This window comes from Thioclava sp. F34-6, from assembly GCF_002213235.1.
Classification (GTDB): domain Bacteria; phylum Pseudomonadota; class Alphaproteobacteria; order Rhodobacterales; family Rhodobacteraceae; genus Thioclava; species Thioclava nitratireducens.
On the sequence record NZ_NBOA01000003.1, the window covers coordinates 319,650 to 333,057 of the forward strand.

At 63.4% G+C, this 13,408-nt stretch carries 15 protein-coding genes; 10 read left to right on the forward strand and 5 right to left on the reverse strand.

Annotated features, from left to right (window positions below; genetic code table 11):
* Positions 1-413: 413 nt before the first annotated feature.
* Positions 414-1,301 carry a succinate--CoA ligase subunit alpha gene (gene sucD / locus B6V72_RS07690; protein WP_075776193.1) on the reverse strand — a complete coding sequence of 296 codons (888 nt, stop codon included), beginning with the start codon at positions 1,299-1,301 and terminating at the stop codon, positions 414-416.
* 5 nt (positions 1,302-1,306) lie between these two features.
* The gene (gene sucC / locus B6V72_RS07695) at positions 1,307-2,500 is read right to left on the reverse strand and encodes an ADP-forming succinate--CoA ligase subunit beta (protein WP_075776192.1); all 1,194 of its coding nucleotides are present in this window, start codon (positions 2,498-2,500) and stop codon (positions 1,307-1,309) included.
* Positions 2,501-2,735: 235 nt separating this feature from the next.
* Between sucC and B6V72_RS07700 the strand changes: the two genes are divergently transcribed.
* Entirely contained in the window at positions 2,736-3,800 is a 1,065-nt protein-coding gene (locus tag B6V72_RS07700) for a glycosyltransferase family 2 protein (protein ID WP_088735258.1), read from the forward strand.
* Here the strand turns inward: B6V72_RS07700 and B6V72_RS07705 are convergent.
* Positions 3,787-5,046, reverse strand: a complete 1,260-nt coding sequence (locus tag B6V72_RS07705) for a hypothetical protein (protein ID WP_088735259.1) — start codon at positions 5,044-5,046, stop codon at positions 3,787-3,789. The two genes, B6V72_RS07700 and B6V72_RS07705, sit on opposite strands and share 14 nt — an antisense overlap.
* Before the next feature lie 69 nt (positions 5,047-5,115).
* On the reverse strand, positions 5,116-6,078 hold the full coding sequence (mdh, locus tag B6V72_RS07710; protein WP_075776189.1) for a malate dehydrogenase: 963 nt from the start codon (positions 6,076-6,078) through the stop codon (positions 5,116-5,118).
* Positions 6,079-6,315: 237 nt separating this feature from the next.
* On the opposite strand from mdh, the gene B6V72_RS07715 reads away from it, so the two are divergent.
* Positions 6,316-7,062 carry a sulfite exporter TauE/SafE family protein gene (locus tag B6V72_RS07715; protein ID WP_341865728.1) on the forward strand — a complete coding sequence of 249 codons (747 nt, stop codon included), beginning with the start codon at positions 6,316-6,318 and terminating at the stop codon, positions 7,060-7,062.
* Positions 7,063-7,073: 11 nt separating this feature from the next.
* On the opposite strand, the gene B6V72_RS07720 is transcribed toward B6V72_RS07715, so the two are convergent.
* On the reverse strand, positions 7,074-7,406 hold the full coding sequence (locus B6V72_RS07720; RefSeq protein ID WP_075776188.1) for a hypothetical protein: 333 nt from the start codon (positions 7,404-7,406) through the stop codon (positions 7,074-7,076).
* A 164-nt stretch (positions 7,407-7,570) separates the two neighbouring features.
* On the opposite strand from B6V72_RS07720, the gene B6V72_RS07725 reads away from it, so the two are divergent.
* The 8 genes from B6V72_RS07725 (at position 7,571) to B6V72_RS07760 (ending at position 13,403) form a co-directional block, all read left to right on the forward strand.
* Positions 7,571-8,443: a CoA ester lyase gene (locus B6V72_RS07725; RefSeq protein ID WP_088722180.1), complete on the forward strand. Its 873-nt coding sequence runs from the start codon at positions 7,571-7,573 to the stop codon at positions 8,441-8,443.
* 12 nt (positions 8,444-8,455) lie between these two features.
* Positions 8,456-9,007 carry an NnrU family protein gene (locus tag B6V72_RS07730; RefSeq protein WP_088721939.1) on the forward strand — a complete coding sequence of 184 codons (552 nt, stop codon included), beginning with the start codon at positions 8,456-8,458 and terminating at the stop codon, positions 9,005-9,007.
* Between the two features lies 1 nt (position 9,008).
* Positions 9,009-9,212 (forward strand): DUF1737 domain-containing protein, encoded by a 204-nt coding sequence (locus B6V72_RS07735; protein WP_075776186.1) that lies wholly within the window; start codon positions 9,009-9,011, stop codon positions 9,210-9,212.
* On the forward strand, positions 9,212-10,246 hold the full coding sequence (locus B6V72_RS07740; RefSeq protein WP_075776185.1) for a MaoC family dehydratase: 1,035 nt from the start codon (positions 9,212-9,214) through the stop codon (positions 10,244-10,246). The genes B6V72_RS07735 and B6V72_RS07740 overlap by 1 nt, the downstream gene beginning before the upstream one ends.
* A gap of 255 nt (positions 10,247-10,501) precedes the next feature.
* Positions 10,502-10,891: a succinate dehydrogenase, cytochrome b556 subunit gene (gene sdhC, locus B6V72_RS07745; RefSeq protein WP_075776227.1), complete on the forward strand. Its 390-nt coding sequence runs from the start codon at positions 10,502-10,504 to the stop codon at positions 10,889-10,891.
* An 11-nt stretch (positions 10,892-10,902) separates the two neighbouring features.
* Positions 10,903-11,295, forward strand: coding sequence for a succinate dehydrogenase, hydrophobic membrane anchor protein (locus B6V72_RS07750; RefSeq protein ID WP_075776184.1), 393 nt, complete (start codon positions 10,903-10,905; stop codon positions 11,293-11,295).
* Positions 11,296-11,310: 15 nt separating this feature from the next.
* Positions 11,311-13,116 (forward strand): succinate dehydrogenase flavoprotein subunit, encoded by a 1,806-nt coding sequence (sdhA, locus tag B6V72_RS07755; RefSeq protein WP_088719084.1) that lies wholly within the window; start codon positions 11,311-11,313, stop codon positions 13,114-13,116.
* A complete protein-coding gene (locus B6V72_RS07760; RefSeq protein WP_075776182.1) occupies positions 13,116-13,403 on the forward strand; it encodes a hypothetical protein in 288 nt (95 codons plus the stop codon). Before sdhA ends, B6V72_RS07760 begins: the two co-directional genes overlap by 1 nt.
* The last annotated feature ends 5 nt before the right edge of the window (positions 13,404-13,408 follow it).

A 13,408-nucleotide genomic window follows, 5' to 3' on the forward strand; every position in this document is an offset into this window, starting at 1 on the left:
TGGGTCCTTTCCTTCGCGCGCGGGGCCCTCACAGATACGTCGAAACCGGCACCTGCTTGCCCGGGCATATTGCCTTCTGGCTCAGTGATGTAGGTGCTGATTTCGGGACTTCCATGCAGGGCAGGGATGCGCGCGGGGTCGGAGGTGCCCGACGAGCGGGGAGCCGGGACCGGAACGGGCCCGCCATGAGCGGAGGTTCCGGCGAATTCCGTGGCGAGCCATGCGCCGCTCGCGACGCGCTCTGCCGCAGAAGAAGACCGGCCCCCGTCGCTGCTTTCGAGCAGGGCGCATGCGACCGTCCCCGAAACGGGGAGGGAGGCGCGCCGTGCGATCCGCAGCGACATGGGTCCGGTCCTTTCCTTGGTCTGGATGCAGGGCCGCGTGCGCCGCGACCCTGCCAGTTTCGAGAGGGCTTATTCGCCCTTGATCGCTTTCATCACCGCTTCGCCCAGCGTGGCAGGGCTGTCAGCGACGACGATACCGGCCGACTTCATGGCCTCGATCTTCGATTCCGCATCGCCTTTGCCGCCCGCGACGATCGCGCCGGCGTGGCCCATGCGGCGGCCGGGAGGGGCCGTGCGGCCGGCGATGAAGCCAGCGGTCGGCTTCCAACGGCCTTTTTTCTTCTGCTCGGCGAGGAATTCCGCGGCTTCCTCTTCCGCCGAACCACCGATCTCACCGATCATGATGATCGATTCCGTTTCCGGATCGTCGAGGAACATGTCGAGCACGTCGATATGCTCGGTGCCCTTGATCGGGTCACCGCCGATGCCGACGGCCGAGGACTGGCCCAGACCCATATCGGTGGTCTGCTTGACCGCCTCGTAGGTCAGTGTGCCCGAGCGCGACACGACGCCGACCGAACCACGCTTGTGGATGTGGCCGGGCATGATGCCGATCTTGCAGGCGTCGGGGGTGATGACACCGGGGCAGTTCGGGCCGATCAGACGCGACTTGGAGTCGATCAGCGCGCGCTTGACCTTCATCATGTCGAGGACCGGGATCCCCTCGGTGATGCAGACGATCAGTTCCATTTCCGCGTCGATCGCCTCGAGGATCGAGTCAGCCGCGAAGGGCGGCGGAACGTAGATCACCGAGGCGTTCGCTTCGGTCTTGGCTTTCGCCTCGTGGACCGAGTTGAAAACCGGCAGGCCGAGATGCTCCTGGCCGCCTTTGCCGGGGGTCACGCCGCCGACCATCTTGGTGCCGTACGCGATTGCCTGCTCGGAGTGGAAGGTGCCCTGCGAGCCGGTGAAGCCCTGGCAGATGACCTTGGTGTTTTCGTTGACGAGAACTGCCATGATTCTTAGCCTTTCACCGCTTTGACGATTTTCTCTGCGCCATCCGACAGGTTGTCGGCGGCGATGACGTTCAGGCCGGAATTCGCGATGATTTCCTTGCCTTTTTCGACGTTGGTGCCCTCGAGGCGGACGACCAGCGGCACTTCGAGGCCGACTTCCTTCACCGCAGCGATCACGCCTTCGGCGATGATGTCGCAGCGCATGATGCCGCCGAAGATGTTCACGAGGATACCTTTGACGTTCTTGTCCGAGGTGATGATCTTGAATGCTTCGGTCACTTTCTCTTTCGTGGCGCCACCGCCGACGTCGAGGAAGTTCGCCGGTTCCGCACCGTAGAGCTTGATGATGTCCATCGTGGCCATTGCGAGGCCAGCGCCGTTCACCATGCAGCCGATCTCACCGTCGAGCGCGATGTAGTTGAGGTCGTATTTCGACGCTTCGAGCTCTTTGCTGTCTTCTTCGGTCTCGTCGCGCAGGGCGGCGATGTCCGAGTGGCGGTAGACGGCGTTGCCGTCGAAGCCGAGCTTGGCGTCGAGCACCTTGAGGTTGCCGTCGGTCATGACGATCAGCGGGTTGATCTCGAGCATCTCCATGTCCTTCTCGATGAAGGCTTGGTAGAGCTTGCCGAGAAGGCCGACCATCTGCTTCACCTGCGGGCCTTCGAGGCCGAGCGAGAAGGCGACGCGGCGGCCGTGGAACGGCTGGTAGCCGGTCGCCGGGTCGATCGAGAAGCTGAGGATCTTGTCGGGGGTGTTCGCCGCGACTTCCTCGATGTCCATGCCGCCTTCGGTGGAGGCCACGATCGAGACGCGCGAGGTCACGCGGTCGACGAGCAGCGCGAGATACAGTTCGCGCTCGATGTCGGAGCCGTCTTCGATGTAGATGCGGTTGACCTGCTTGCCCGCCGGGCCGGTCTGGTGCGTCACGAGCGTCTTGCCGAGCATCTGCTTGGCGAGCGTTTCAGCCTCTTCGACCGATTTGGCCAGGCGGACACCGCCCTTTTCGCCGGCTTCGGCTTCCTTGAAGTGGCCCTTGCCGCGGCCACCGGCGTGGATCTGCGCCTTGACGACCCAGAGCGGACCATCGAGTTCGCTGGCTGCGGTCTTCGCTTCTTCGGCCTTGAGGACGACACGGCCGTCCGAGACCGGTGCGCCATAGCTCTTGAGAAGCTGTTTGGCCTGATATTCGTGGATATTCATCCTTGGATACCCCATGCTGGTGCGATTTGAGGGGGTTCTAGGCGCTTAAGCCGGGGGGACAAACCGAAATCGCGACAATCTGCCCCACTCGCCCGGAAAAAGCGACATACGTGATCACAGGGCGGAAAGGTGTGATCACAAATCGGAAAATGCTGCGCTGTGGCATGGGTGCACTGGCACGACTCGGTTAATTGAACCTATCTGCGCTGAGCGCATTGGCAGGGATCGAATTTAGATGACGCAAGGGCAAGATATGCCGCGCTGGGGCGTGGTGGCGACGGTGGACGAACCGGCTGCGCTGGTGGCCGCCTATGTCGCGCATCATCTGAGCATCGGCGCCAGCGAGGTCCACGTCTTCTTCGACCGCCCGAACCCGGAGGCCGAGGCGCTGCTCGCGCCGGTTGAAGGCGCCTTCATCCACCATTCCGGCGATGACGATTGGGAGCGCAGCTGGCGCCGGAAACGTCCCGCACGCCATCAGGGCCGCCAGAAATACAACGCGACCCGCGCGCTGACCGAGACCGAGCTCGATTGGATGATCCATTGCGACGCGGATGAGTTCGTGAGCCTCGTGCGCCCGCTCGAATGGGAACTGGCGAAAACAGGCGAACAGAAAGCGTGGCTGCGTCTCGAAGTCGACGAGCGCTGCTATCTCGACCACAAACCCGGCCCGGATATTTTCAGCGGCGTGTTCCGGCGGCGCTGGGACGGGTTTCAGGATGACGGGCTGATGTTCTACGGCTTCCGCGCGCGCTTTCTGAAGAAAGGTCTCGCGGGTCATGTCGCAGGGAAGCCCGTCGTGCGCGCCGGGCGGGGCTATGCGATCGGGGTGCACTACCCGCTGAAAGACTGGGACAGTAAGGAAAACGATTTGCCTTACAGACCCAGCTATAATGGGCGGTTGATGCATTTCGATGGGCTGACGCCATTGCACTTCATCCTCAAGATGCTGCGCCGCGCCACGACCAAGGTGAAGGGGCAACCCGTGCCCTATGTCGGGTCCCGCAAGGCGCAGTTCGCCGAAGCCGCTGAGCGCGCCGCCGATCCCGCCGAGCTGAAGGCGCTCTGGTGGGAGGTGCAGGGGATGCGCGACTACGAGGCAGCCGAGTTGGAGGCCCACGAGCTGCTGATCCGCCCGGACGTGAAGATCGCGGCCGAAACGCGCGCGCTTTTTGGCGACAAGGTGGACCTTTCGCCCGCGTCGTTCGACCATGCGCTGCTTCTCCATGAGGCCGAGCTGATCGCTCGCCTAAAAGACGAATTCGGCTTCGATCCGGAGCCGCTCGTCAGTTCAGCATGAACATCATCAAGCCTGTCCGGCTGCCGACCAACCGCGAAAAGCGCGTCCAGTTCTCGGGCGTCAGCATCGGAGCGTCGGTGAAATAGGGATCGAGCGCCCAGCCCTGAACGACCCCGGTCAACGGCAACGGCGCGGGGTCTTCGAGCCACGCGCCCAGATCGACCCCGATCGGCACGCGCCAGAAGGGGAAGGACTTTTCGCTCGTCAGGAGCGCCTCGCCATCGCTCAGCACGCCCCGCCATGTCTCGCCAAGACGGTCGGGAAACTCGACGTCAAGCGCCTGATCCTGCGCGTCGCTCGGAATCCACTCCGCCTGATTGTCGGTCTCGGCTTCGGCAAGGTCCCAGAACTGCCGGTTATCCGCAATCATTGCCAGCCAATGATCCCGCGCGGCGCGGGTGTGTTGCGGGTCGGGTTGCTGGTGGAGCATGTCGAGAAGCGCAGCCGCCGGGTCGACGAAGCTGAAAATCCTCAGCCCGTCCATCGAACTGAATTGACCCGCGCTGGCGGCTTTCTCCTGCGCTTCCACGAGTTTCGCGTAGGTTTCCAACACCCGCGCGATCGCCGGCTCAGGATCGAAGGCGAGGGTCAGCTCGCCAGCGCCCGAGATCAGATGGGCATAGGCGGAAAGCCAAGCCGCATCCGCATTGTCGAAGCGCACGATCCGAGCCTCCGCGGCTTCGGTCTCCGGTGCGCGCGGCATGAAGACGCCGCGCAGAATTGTCACCGCCGCCTCGCCGTCATCGCGCGCGCCATTGCCATCCAGATCGAACCAGAGGTCGTTCAGGTCGATCGCAAGACCGAACTCCGGCCCATCGGCCACACCGTCGAGCGCGGATCTCGCCCGATCCATCTCGGCGATCAGGGCCTCGCTTTCGCGCGTGACCGCATCGGCGGTAAAGGTTTCGCGCGGCGCGGCGCTTTCGCCGGGGACATTGCCGATTAAGGGCATCAGCACACGGGCGGCGCCGGCCTCCATCTGCCATCTCGTTGCGGCTTCGAGACTTGCGAGGAACTCCAGCCCCGCCAGCGCGAAGCGATCCTTCGGCGCGAGCGCGTCCCGCGATTTCAGATCGGCCAGCACAGCCGCGATCCCCTCCGCCCCGATCCTTGCCGAGATCGGATCGACGGCAGGCGCATCGCTGCGCGTGATCTTGGCGGTGACCGGCCCGTCCTGCGCATGGGCGGCAATCGGTGAAACGGCGAGCAAGGCGGCGAAACACGTGACGAGACGGGCGGAACACATGGCACTCTCCAAAACAAAGGGCGCGCCGACAAAGGCGCGCCCCAAGATTGGATCAGTCCTGTATTTCGATCAAGCGAGCGTGCTGTCGATACCCTTGCAGGCTTCCACGAGACCTTTCACCGCATCGACCGACTTGTCGAACATCGCCTGCTCGTCCTTGTTGAGCTTGATGTCGATGACCTTCTCGATGCCCTTGGCGCCGATCACGGTCGGCACGCCGACATAGAGACCGTCGAGGCCGAGCGCGCCTTTGACGTAAGCGGCGCAGGGCAGGACGCGCTTCTGGTCTTTCAAGTAGGCTTCCGCCATCTCGATCGCCGATGTGGCCGGGGCGTAGAAGGCCGAACCGGTCTTCAGGAGGCCCACGATCTCGGCGCCGCCGTCACGGGTGCGCTGAATGATCGCGTCGAGTTTCTCCTGCGTGGTCCAGCCCATCTGCACGAGGTCGGGCAGCGGGATGCCACCAACGGTCGAGTAACGGGCGAGCGGCACCATCGTGTCGCCGTGGCCGCCGAGCACGAACGCGTTCACGTCCCGCATCGAGACACCGAATTCCAGCGACAGGAAGTGACGGAAACGTGCCGAGTCCAGAACGCCCGCCATGCCGACCACCTTCTGTGCCGGCAGGCCGGAGAATTGCTGCAGCGCCCAGACCATCGCGTCGAGCGGGTTGGTGATGCAGATGACGAAGGCGTCGGGCGCGTGGGCTGCAATGCCCTCGCCGACCGATTTCATTACCTTGAGGTTGATGCCGAGCAGATCGTCGCGGCTCATGCCCGGCTTGCGCGGAACGCCAGCGGTCACGATGCAGACATCCGCGCCCGCGATATCGGCGTAATCGTTGGTGCCCTTGAAGGAGCCGTCGAAGCCTTCCGCCGGGCCCGACTCCGCGATGTCGAGCGCTTTGCCCTGCGGCGTACCTTCGGCGATATCGAACAGAACGACGTCACCGAGTTCCTTGATGGCGGCGAGATGGGCGAGCGTGCCGCCGATCTGGCCGGCGCCGATAAGGGCGATCTTGGGTCTGGCCATTTGGTCCTCCGGGTGGATGGATTGGAAAATAGATCGCGGGTGGAGTAGCTCTTTGGCTCGCAAAGGGCAAGAGTGCTGCGCTGCGGCGAGGCTGCTTGTATGCACTCGTATGCAGAAACTGCCCCACCCGCGGCGCGCATCCGCCTGCGCGAGGTTCCGTTTCCCGGCGCGCCATGCCAGCAAGAGGACCGACCGGGGCAGGGCGATTCTCTGCGCCCGCGGGAAGAGGGACAAGCGATGATGGATTTGGGAACGCTCGGCTGGGCCTTGGCGGTCTTCGCCGCCGTCATGGTGGGCCTGTCGAAGGGTGGCGTTCCTATGGCAACCTCGATCTCGGTCCCGGTGCTGGCGATCGTGATGGACCCGATCGCGGCCGCGGGCCTGTTGCTGCCTGTTTATATCATCGCGGACATGTTCGGCCTCTGGGCATATCGCAAGCATTACGACCGGCGTGTGCTGGCGATCCTGATCCCGTCGGCGACCTTCGGTATCGGTATCGGCTGGGCCACCGCAGAGATCGTGCCCGAACGCTGGGTGACCTTGATGGTCGGCGTGATCGGCGCTGTTTTCGCGGTGAACGCGCTGTTCCGGCATCGGCATGGTGCGCGGCAGGAAGCGCGGGTCGCGCCGGGCCTGTTCTGGGGCACGATCGCGGGCATCACCAGTTTCGTCAGCCATTCCGGCGCGCCGCCCTACCAAGCCTACACGATCCCTCTGAACCTGCCAAAGCAGGTATTCGCGGGGACGGCGACGATCCTGTTCTCCTATGTCAATCTCGCGAAGCTCGGGCCTTATATCGCGCTTGGCGAAGTAAGCTGGGACAGCATCGGCACCGCGTTGATCCTGGCGATACCGGCCTCGGCTTCGGTGTTCCTCGGCGTCTGGTTGGTCAAGCGGATGCCCACTGAAATCTTCTTCAAGGTCGTGATCTGGGCACTCCTGCTAATCTCGCTGAAGCTGATCCAGCAAGCGCTCATGAACTGAGGGGGCGGCGTTTAAAGCGCCGCGTCCTTCTGCGGAAGTTTCCCGTCGAGTTCCTCGAATGCCTCGCCCGAGGCGATCAGGCAGCTCACGCCATCCGCCGGGGTGACGATGATCGTCCAGTTGCCCGCCTCCGCCGCGAAAATTTCCAGCACGGAGTTATTTGCGGAGAGCGCCACCATGCGGCGGCTCTCGTGATATTTCGCTTCGAGATTGGCCACGATCTCGTCTCGCTTGCCACAGGCGCGCGACGGATCAGACGGATCCCGCGTCTCACCGAAAGCAGCCTGAGCGAAGCCGATCGCTGCGGCCAGACCGAGCGTGAGCACATAAGTTTTGTTCAGCATTTTGATCCCTCTGAAAGCATCATCCGAGAGTGACGGTCCAGCTGTCAAGGAAGCTTTACGATGGCGCTGCGCGATGTCGGCGGTTGTGATTTTTCTGCGATGCGGCAAATCTGGCCTTGCCGATTCTGTCCCATTCGTGCGATCTGGCGAAAGAAAATTGCGAGATGGAGAATCAAATGGCCCGCCCGACCCGTTCCGTGCTCTACATTCCCGGCTCGAAACAGCGTGCGCTGGAAAAGGCCACCGGGCTTGCCTGTGACGCGATCATCTTCGACCTCGAAGACGCGGTGGCGATCGACGAGAAGGTCAATGCGCGCGCGCTCCTTGCGAAGACGCTGACCGAGGTCGATTATGGCCCGCGCATGAAGATCGTGCGGGTCAACGGGCTCGACACCGAATGGGGGCGCGAGGATGTGCTGGCCTTTGCCGACGCGATCCGCGCAGGCGCCAAGGTCGATGCGATCCTGATCCCGAAAGTCTCCACGCCCGCCGATCTTATCGCGGTGGCCGATCTCATTCAGAGCGTGCCGCTCTGGGCGATGATGGAGACCGCGCTGGGGATGCTCAACGCGGGCGATATCGCGGCGCATCCGCGGCTCGAAGGCATGGTGATGGGCACCAACGATCTAGCGAAGGAACTCGGGAGCCGCTTCCGCGCCGATCGCCTGCCGATGCAGACGGGGCTGGGCCTGTGCCTTCTCGCCGCGAAAGCGCATGGCAAGATCATCGTCGACGGCGTCTATAACGCCTTCAGGGATGACGAGGGCCTCAAGGCCGAATGCGAACAGGGGCGCGACATGGGCTTCGACGGCAAGACGCTGATCCACCCCGCGCAACTCGAGGTCTGCAATGCGGCCTTCGCCCCTTCCGAGGCCGAGATCGACCTCGCCCGGCGCCAGATCGCTGCCTTTGAGAAAGCCGAGGAAGCGGGGCAGGGTGTCGCGGTCGTGGATGGAAAGATCGTCGAAAATCTGCATATCGTCACGGCGCGGCAAGTCCTCGCCAAAGCGGAGGCGATTGCCGCGCTTGGCAGCTAAGAGGCAATCGCAATGACATTACTCATCCTCGGCGTCCTGATCTGGTCGCTCGCACATCTGGCAAAACGGATCTTTCCGGGCTTCCGGCGCGCGCTCAAAGGGGCCGAGCGTCCGATGGTCGCCGCTCTCGTCCTGATCAGCCTCGTTCTGATGTTCGTCGGCTGGCGCGCAAGCGATCCGGTCTTCTACCTCTGGACGCCGAACGCGGCGCTCAAGGGGATCAACAACCTGCTGATGCTCTTCGCGGTCTACCTGTTCGCGGTCTCGGGCATGAAGCTCTGGCTCAGCGGCAAGATTCGCCACCCGCAGCTGACTGCGGTGAAGACCTGGGCCTTGGCGCACCTGCTGGTCAACCCGACCCTGCCGGGGATCATCCTGTTCGGCGGTCTGCTCGCCTGGGCCGTGGTGGAGGTCATCCTGATCAACAAGAAGTCGAAGCCCGCGAAAGTCACGCCCGAGGTGAAAGTCGGCAAGGAGATCGGCGGCATCGTCGGCACGGTCGTCCTCTTCGGCCTGATCGCGATGATCCACATCTGGTTCGGTCACAACCCGTTCGGAGCCTGACATGAAAATCTACCGCCTTCTGACCGAGGAAGACACCTCGGCCTTCTGTCACAAGGTCAGCCTTGCGCTGTCCAAGGGCTGGGTGCTGCATGGCGATCCGCAATATGCCTACGATCATGCGAATGGCGTGATGCGCTGTGCCCAGGCCGTGACCAAGGAGATCGAGGGTGAGTATCACCCCGACATGAAGCTGGGAGAGCAATAATGGGCAAAACCAATCCGGGCCGATTCTTCGAGGACTACAAGCTGGGCGACGTGATCCGTCACGCTGTCCCGCGCACCGTCGCGGAAGGGGAGCGTGCACTGTATCACGCGCTCTACCCGGCGCGGCATGCGCTCTATTCCTCGGACGAATTCGCGGCGGCCTGCGGATTGGATGGCTCGCCTCTCGACGATCTGATCGCCTTCCACGTCGTCTTCGGCAAGACGGTTCCGGACGTGTCGCTCAACGCGGTGGCCAATCTCGGCTATGCGGAAGGGCGCTGGCTGAAGCCGGTCTATCCGGGCGATACGCTGCGCTCGGAATCCGAGGTGATCGGGGTCAAGCAGAACTCCAACGGCAAGTCAGGCGTGGTCTATGTCCGCACCCGCGGTCTGAACCAGGCGGGTGAGGTTGTGCTGGAATATGTCCGTTGGGTGATGGTGCGCAAAGGCGATCTGGACGCGCCCGCGCCCGAGACCGTGCTGCCCGATCTGGCATCGGTCGTGGCGCCGGAGGATCTGGTGATCCCCGAGGGGCTGAGCTTCGAGGATTATGATTTCGATCTGGCGGGCGAGCCGCATCGTTGGGGCGATTACGAGATCGGCGAAAAAATCGACCATGTGGACGGGGTGACCATCGAGGAAGCCGAGCACATGATCGCCACGCGCCTGTGGCAGAACACCGCCAAGGTGCATTTCGACGCGACCTTCCGTGCCGATGGCCGGCGCCTGATCTATGGCGGGCATGTCATCTCCATGGCGCGCGCGCTGTCCTTCAACGGACTGGCGAACGCCCAGTTGATCGTGGCGCTCAATGCCGGGGCGCATGCCAACCCGTGCTTCTCGGGCGATACGGTGAAAGCGTGGTCGGAAGTGCTCGACAAGGCCGAGACAGGCGCGCCTGGCGTCGGCGCGATCCGTCTGCGTCTGGTCGCCGTGAAACAGGGCGCGCCGGAGTTCGGCTATAAGGGAGAAGACGGCAAATATCTCCCCGAGGTGCTGCTCGACCTCGACTACTGGGCTCTGATGCCGATCTGATCGCCGCCCGAGAGACTCACTCCCGGGGGCAGGGCGCCCGGGAGCGTTAACATGTGATCACGCACAGAATTTATGTGATCACAAAGCGAATTTTTCGCCGCTCTTTACGCGCAAATGACATGTTTTCAACCTTGCCCCCCGTGACTTGGGAGAAAATTACGCTAGTAAAAGAGCCAATTCCGGCCAGCTCCGCGCCAGCGCGTGCCTCCGATCGAGGCCGACGAGAGCGCCGAGCCCAGCGAAAAGGGACCGATCATGGCTGAAGCGAAACAGGTTGAGCGTCCGCTTTCCCCGCACCTTCAAATCTACCGTCCGCAGATGACCTCCTTCTCGTCGATCATGACGCGGATCACGGGCAACGGCATCATCGTGGGCGTTCTGCTGCTCGTCTGGTGGCTCCTCGCCGCCGCGACCAGCCCCGATTACTTCAATTTCGTGAACGCGATCGCGACCTCGTGGTTTGGCGATCTCGTCTTCACCCTGTCGCTGCTGGGCGTCTGGTATCACTACCTCGCCGGCATCCGGCACCTGATCTTCGATGCGGGCAAATACATGGATATCAAATCCGCCGAGATGCTCGGCTGGATCTGCACCATCGGTTCGGTCGTGCTGACCGTGCTGACCCTCATCATCATCCAATTCTGACGGAGGCCCTCATGCGTTACCTCACCGACCGCAAGCGCGCCGTGGGCAAGGGCGCCTCGGGCACTGGCCCCGAGCATCACTGGTGGATGTCGGCCTCGGCCGTGGCTCTCGCCTTCATGATCCCGACCTGGCTCTACATCGTAGGTACCACTCTGGGTGCGGACCAGCAGACCGTGATCACCACGTTCTCGAAGCCCTTCCCGGCCATCCTGACCGCGCTGGTCGTGATCGTCGGGATGCGCCACTTCGCGAAGGGCACCGAGATCTGGATCGAGGACTACATCCACGGCACCGCCGCGAAGGCCACCAAGATCGCGATGCATTCGCTGGCTTACGTGATCATGGCGACCGCACTCTATGCACTCGGCAAGATGGTCTTCATCGGCCTTCTGCTGGGCAACTGATAACGGGACGAGATAATGGCTGCTTACGAATACGAAACGCATAATTACGACGTGGTCGTGGTCGGCGCCGGTGGCTCGGGTCTGCGCGCCACGCTCGGCATGGCCGAACAGGGCCTGCGCACCGCCTGCGTGACCAAGGTCTTCCCGACCCGCTCGCACACGGTCGCCGCACAGGGCGGCATCGCCGCCAGCTTGGGCAACATGGGCCCGGACAGCTGGCAGTGGCATATGTACGACACGATCAAGGGCTCGGACTGGCTCGGCGATAACGACGCGATGGAATATCTCGCGCGTCACGCCCCCAAGGCCGTCTACGAGCTCGAGCACTATGGCGTGCCGTTCTCGCGCACCGAAGAGGGCAAGATCTACCAGCGTCCCTTCGGCGGTCACACCACCGAATACGGTGAAGGCCCGCCCGTGCAGCGCACCTGTGCCGCCGCGGACCGCACCGGTCACGCGATCCTGCACACGCTCTACGGTCAGTCGCTGAAGAACAACGCAGAGTTCTACATCGAGTATTTCGCGATCGACCTGATCATGTCCGATGACGGGCAGTGTCAGGGCGTCGTCTGCTGGAAGCTCGACGACGGCACAATGCACGTCTTCAACGCGAAGATGGTGGTGCTGGCGACCGGCGGTTACGGTCGCGCCTATTTCTCGGCGACCTCGGCCCATACCTGCACCGGCGACGGTGGCGGTATGGTCGCGCGGGCCGGTCTCGCGCTGCAGGACATGGAATTCGTGCAGTTCCACCCGACCGGCATCTACGGTTCGGGCTGCCTGATCACCGAAGGCGCCCGCGGCGAGGGTGGTTACCTGACCAACTCCGAAGGCGAGCGCTTCATGGAGCGTTACGCGCCGACCTACAAGGATCTGGCGTCGCGCGACGTGGTGTCGCGCTGCATGACCATGGAGATCCGCGAAGGCCGCGGCGTGGGTGAGCACAAGGACCACATCTTCCTCAACCTCAGCCACCTTCCGCCGGAAGCTCTGGCCGAGCGCCTGCCGGGTATCTCGGAATCGGCGAAAATCTTCGCCGGCGTCGACGTCACGAAAGAGCCGATCCCGGTTCTGCCGACCGTGCACTACAACATGGGCGGTATTCCGACGAACTACCACGGCGAGGTCATCAACCCGAAAGAGGGCGATCCCGATGCGATCGTGCCCGGCCTGATGGCCGTGGGCGAGGCGGGTTCGGCCTCTGTGCACGGTGCGAACCGCCTGGGCTCCAACTCGCTGATCGACCTCGTGGTCTTCGGTCGTGCCGCCGCGATCCGCGCCGGCGAGGTCGTCGATCCCAACGCGTCGAACCCGGACATCCCGAAAGCCAAGATCGACGCCATCTTCGAGCGCTTCGACAAGGTGCGCTACGCCGATGGCGGCACGCCCACCGCGGCGCTGCGCGACGAGATGCAGCGCACGATGCAGGCGGATGCGGCGGTGTTCCGGACCGACAAGACGCTGGCCGAGGGGGTCGAGAAGATGAAGGCGGTCGCCGCCAAGCTCGACGATCTCAAGGTCACGGACCGGTCGCTGATCTGGAACTCGGACCTGATGGAAACGCTGGAACTCGAGAACCTGATGCCGAACGCGCTGGCGACCATCGTGGGCGCCGAGGCACGCAAGGAATCCCGTGGTGCACATGCTCACGAGGATTATCCCGATCGCGACGACACCAACTGGCGCAAGCACTCGATCATGCATGTCGACGGCGCGAACGTCGATCTGACCTTCCGCCCGGTCCACATGGACCCGCTGACCCCCGAGGATCAGGGCGGGATCGAGATCAAGAAGATCGCGCCGAAGAAGCGGGTCTATTGATGCGTCACGCGCCGGCATATGGGCTTCTTGCGGCAGGGCTTGGCCTTGCCGCCTGCGCCCCTATCCCGGTCGAGCAGGCCGAGCGCCAGTGCTATGCCCAGTTCGCGCCCAAGCCGCCCATCACGGGCGAGGCGGGCATGGGCGTCACCAATAGCGGCTTCAGCTCGAAGATGAAGGTCGAGATGAATATCGGCGCCTCGGTGCAGGGCGACCCGTCCGCGGCCTACGACTCCTGCGTTTACAGAAAATCCGGCCGAATGCCCACGCGGCCGCTCTATTCGTACTGACGGAA

Excerpts from the sequence above, each read along its gene's own strand:
- sucD (WP_075776193.1), bottom strand. The coding sequence starts at position 1,301 with ATGGCAGTTCTCGTCAACGAAAACACCAAGGTCATCTGCCAGGGCTTC.
- sucC (WP_075776192.1), bottom strand. The coding sequence starts at position 2,500 with ATGAATATCCACGAATATCAGGCCAAACAGCTTCTCAAGAGCTATGGC.
- B6V72_RS07700 (WP_088735258.1), top strand. The coding sequence starts at position 2,736 with ATGACGCAAGGGCAAGATATGCCGCGCTGGGGCGTGGTGGCGACGGTG.
- B6V72_RS07705 (WP_088735259.1), bottom strand. The coding sequence starts at position 5,046 with ATGTGTTCCGCCCGTCTCGTCACGTGTTTCGCCGCCTTGCTCGCCGTT.
- mdh (WP_075776189.1), bottom strand. The coding sequence starts at position 6,078 with ATGGCCAGACCCAAGATCGCCCTTATCGGCGCCGGCCAGATCGGCGGC.
- B6V72_RS07715 (WP_341865728.1), top strand. The coding sequence starts at position 6,316 with ATGATGGATTTGGGAACGCTCGGCTGGGCCTTGGCGGTCTTCGCCGCC.
- B6V72_RS07720 (WP_075776188.1), bottom strand. The coding sequence starts at position 7,406 with ATGCTGAACAAAACTTATGTGCTCACGCTCGGTCTGGCCGCAGCGATC.
- B6V72_RS07725 (WP_088722180.1), top strand. The coding sequence starts at position 7,571 with ATGGAGAATCAAATGGCCCGCCCGACCCGTTCCGTGCTCTACATTCCC.
- B6V72_RS07730 (WP_088721939.1), top strand. The coding sequence starts at position 8,456 with ATGACATTACTCATCCTCGGCGTCCTGATCTGGTCGCTCGCACATCTG.
- B6V72_RS07735 (WP_075776186.1), top strand. The coding sequence starts at position 9,009 with ATGAAAATCTACCGCCTTCTGACCGAGGAAGACACCTCGGCCTTCTGT.
- B6V72_RS07740 (WP_075776185.1), top strand. The coding sequence starts at position 9,212 with ATGGGCAAAACCAATCCGGGCCGATTCTTCGAGGACTACAAGCTGGGC.
- sdhC (WP_075776227.1), top strand. The coding sequence starts at position 10,502 with ATGGCTGAAGCGAAACAGGTTGAGCGTCCGCTTTCCCCGCACCTTCAA.
- B6V72_RS07750 (WP_075776184.1), top strand. The coding sequence starts at position 10,903 with ATGCGTTACCTCACCGACCGCAAGCGCGCCGTGGGCAAGGGCGCCTCG.
- sdhA (WP_088719084.1), top strand. The coding sequence starts at position 11,311 with ATGGCTGCTTACGAATACGAAACGCATAATTACGACGTGGTCGTGGTC.
- B6V72_RS07760 (WP_075776182.1), top strand. The coding sequence starts at position 13,116 with ATGCGTCACGCGCCGGCATATGGGCTTCTTGCGGCAGGGCTTGGCCTT.